Origin of the sequence: Trebonia sp., from assembly GCF_049794275.1 — a bacterium.
Lineage (GTDB): Bacteria > Actinomycetota > Actinomycetes > Streptosporangiales > Streptosporangiaceae > Trebonia.
Genome location: NZ_JBARCR010000566.1, coordinates 1 through 3,231, shown reverse-complemented (window position 1 = coordinate 3,231; position 3,231 = coordinate 1). Strand labels below are relative to the sequence as shown.

4 protein-coding genes are annotated in these 3,231 nt (G+C 69.6%); all 4 read right to left on the bottom strand.

Features of this window, described 5'->3' with window-relative positions:
- The coding region (locus WA805_RS15470; protein ID WP_425242667.1) for a potassium-transporting ATPase subunit KdpA at nucleotides 1-1,020 on the bottom strand (1,020 nt) is incomplete at its 3' end.
- Nucleotides 1,020-1,109, bottom strand: a complete 90-nt coding sequence (kdpF, locus tag WA805_RS15465; protein ID WP_422280322.1) for a K(+)-transporting ATPase subunit F — start codon at nucleotides 1,107-1,109, stop codon at nucleotides 1,020-1,022. The genes kdpF and WA805_RS15470, both read right to left, overlap by 1 nt.
- A gap of 223 nt (nucleotides 1,110-1,332) precedes the next feature.
- Complete coding sequence (locus WA805_RS15460; RefSeq protein WP_422280320.1) at nucleotides 1,333-1,869, bottom strand: universal stress protein; 537 nt, start codon at nucleotides 1,867-1,869, stop codon at nucleotides 1,333-1,335.
- 144 nt (nucleotides 1,870-2,013) lie between these two features.
- On the bottom strand, nucleotides 2,014-3,231 hold a 1,218-nt coding region (locus tag WA805_RS15455; RefSeq protein WP_425242666.1), incomplete at its 5' end, for a PQQ-binding-like beta-propeller repeat protein.

Sequence of the window (3,231 nt, the reverse complement as noted above, 5' to 3'; positions counted from 1 at the left end):
GGTCGAGGTGACGGTCGTCGACCCGGTGAACAACGACGAGCCGGGGATGCCGTACCTGACCTCCTTGCCCTCCATCGCGCCGTGCGCGGCCTGCAGGGCGGTGCCCGCGTGCTGCCATTCGAAGAAGGTGATGGCGCCGACCGAGCACAGCCACAGCGCCGCCATGACGGCGACGAGCAGGTAGCCCTGCCGGTTGTCGCCGACCATCTTGCCGAAGGTGCGCGGCAGCGCGAACGGGATGACGAGCAGCAGGAAGATCTCGAACCAGTTGCTGAACGGGTTCGGGTTCTCGAACGGGTGCGCCGAGTTCGCGTTGAAGAACCCGCCGCCGTTGTTGCCCATCTCCTTGATGACCTCCTGCGAGGCCACCGGGCCGCCGACCATGTTCTGCTGGCCGCCGGTCAGCGTGGAGATCACGTGCGTGGCGTTGAAGTTGTCGATCACGCCGGCGGCCATCAGGATGATGGCGCCGATCACCGAGATGGGCAGCAGCACCCGGATCACGATCCGGGTCGTGTCGACCCAGAAGTTCCCGAGCCGGTCGGTCTTGCTCCGCATGAAGCCGCGGATCAGCGCGATCACGACGACGATGCCGACGGCGGCGCTGACGAAGTTCTGCACGGCCAGGCCCGCCATCTGAACGACGTAGCCCATCGTGGTCTCGCCGGAGTAGTTCTGCCAGTTCGTGTTGGTGACGAACGAGGCAGCGGTGTTCCACGCCAGGAACGGCGGGACGTTCGCCTGCCCGTTGGAGTACGGCAGCCAGTGCTGGATGCGCTCCAGCAGGTACAGGAACAAGACGCAGGTGCCGGAGAACGCCAGCATGGACCGGGCGTAGGCGCCCCAGCGCTGGTCGGCCTCCGCGTCGATGCCCATCAGCCGGTAGAAGCCGCTCTCTACCCGCAGGTGCTTGGGGGACGTGAAGACGCGGGCGATGTAGTCGCCGAGCGGCTTGTAGCAGATCGCCAGCGCGGCGACCAGCAGGACGAGCTGCAGGACGCCCGCGAGAGAGGGGTTCATCAGAATCGCTCCGGCCGGACGAGTGCGTAAACGAGGTAGATCGTGAGCAAGATGGCCGCGATCAGGCCAACCCAGTTCTCAGCGCTCAATTCGCTCGACCGCCTTAACCAGGAGGAAGAACACGGCGAAGATGACGATGGTTATGCCGACGATCAGCAAGTCGTTCATCCCTGACTCCCAGGACTGCGGCACGCTCAGGATGCGTGCCGAACGGATCAATCAAAGTCCGGTTGAGCAGGGAAAATTGCGATCTTCACGCCCCCCATGCGGCCGCATAGGGGTTACTAACAGACCCCATGCGCGGCGCCGCCGCTAGCTCTCCGGCATGTCCGGAATGTCGGGCACGCTCACGTGCCGCCCACGCAGCGCCCACGGCCTGAACCCGTGCGCCATCTCGTCCATCAGCGCGGACGGCGGCACGGCGAGCACCGGGCACCTGGCGTGCGCCAGGCAGTACCGCCCCACCGACTTGCGCAGCGCGCGGCCGAGCGGTGCCCGCCGCCCCGTCCCGATGACCAGCAGGTCACCGGGCTGTTCCGCGATGTCCACGAGCACGGGCCCGGTCTCGCCGCGCGCCACGCACGGCTCGACTCGCACGTCGGCGGGCAGCCCGCCAAGCCCCGCCTCGAACGCGTCCATCAGCCGCTCCCTGGCGGCATCGTTCCATATCCGGCGCAGGTACGGGGACGGATGACCCCGCTCGGCCAGGTCGCCGCCCGGCGGCACCCATGCGATCACCGCGGTCAGCGGCACCTGCCGCGCCCGCGCTTCCTCGGCCGCCCAGCGCAGCGCTTGCAGGCTGCCCAGCGACCCGTGGACCCCGACCACGATCCGACGCACCGCGACCACGATGCATCGCCTCCTACCTCACAGTTGGTTACGGCTCCATAAAACCTCGCCGCAACCGTGACTGCCTCATTCCAATCGGAACCCTAACGAAACCGATCAGAATCATTATCCCGAACGGGCCCGTGGTGACTCCCCACCGCCCCGTCACGCCCCGTTGACGGCCACGACCCCGTCCAGGGTGCCGAGGAAAGCCGTGCCGCCCGCCAGCGACAGCGACGAGAAGTGCGGCAGTCCCGCGGCGACCGCGAGCTGATGCCTGACCGCGCCGGTCGCCGGGTCGAGCTCGTACAGTGTGTTCCCGCTGCTCGACCCGCCAGGGTCGTAATGCGTGACCCAGACGGCGCCGCCGCCGACGGCCGGCGACCCGTTGCTGTCGCCGGGGCCGCGCCACAGCACGCTGATGTTCCGCTGCGCGGCGCTGACCGAGACGGCCGCCAGGCCGCCGTCCGAGCACGGCTCGTACACCGTGGACCCGCTGACGGCCGCCGCGCCGAACGCGCCGCAGATCGTCTGCTCCGCCAGCTGGTGGCCGATGCCGCCAAGGCCGGCCTCGTTCAGCAGGTACCCGACGCCGCGCTTGCCGATGATGAACGCGGTGTTCCCCGCGGCGAGCACCGGCTGGGTGGAGCCGAGGTCGCGGTCGTTGGCGTTGTCGTCGGCCCAGGTCGCCGGCGCGAAGAAGTCCGCGCGGACCAGGTTCGGGGTGAGCTTGACGACCGAGTCGCTGCCGTCATACGGCTCGGCGGGGTTTTCTGCCGCCCCGTTCCCCGTGGAGACCCACAGGTCCCCGTCCGGGCCGGTGACCGGCCCGCCGGTGGCCCAGATGGCGCCCTCCCTGGTGGTCGGGGTGTGCCAGCTGACCAGCGGCCCGCTGCCGGACAGCGGCACCCCGGCGATGAAGCCGATGTAGGTGCCGCAGTCTCCGGCCAGCCCGCCGAACGCCGCGTAGACCCGCCCGCCGCCGATGGCCAGCGCGGGCCGCTGCTGGTCGTTGGACGGGTGGTTGCCCGCGGTGGCGATGTCGATGTCGCGCTGCACCCGGATGGCGCCGTCGCTGACCGCCAGCCCGAACAGCACGTGGTGGTACCCGGTCGTCTCCGCCACCGCGTACACCAGGCCGTTGCCCTGGTCGTAGACCGGAGTTCCCGTGATGCCCAGCGGGTCGATGTCGCCGCACTGCAGGGTGCTGCGCGGCACCGGGGTGCCGAGGTGGTGCCGCCACACCACCGCGCCCGTTGATTCGCTGAGCGCGTACACGGTGTCGTTCTCTGTCGCGGCGATGACCGTGTCGCCGACCACGAGCGGCTGGCCGTACACGGCGCCGTCCAGGCGGGCGGTCCACCGGTGGCTGAGCGGGCCCGC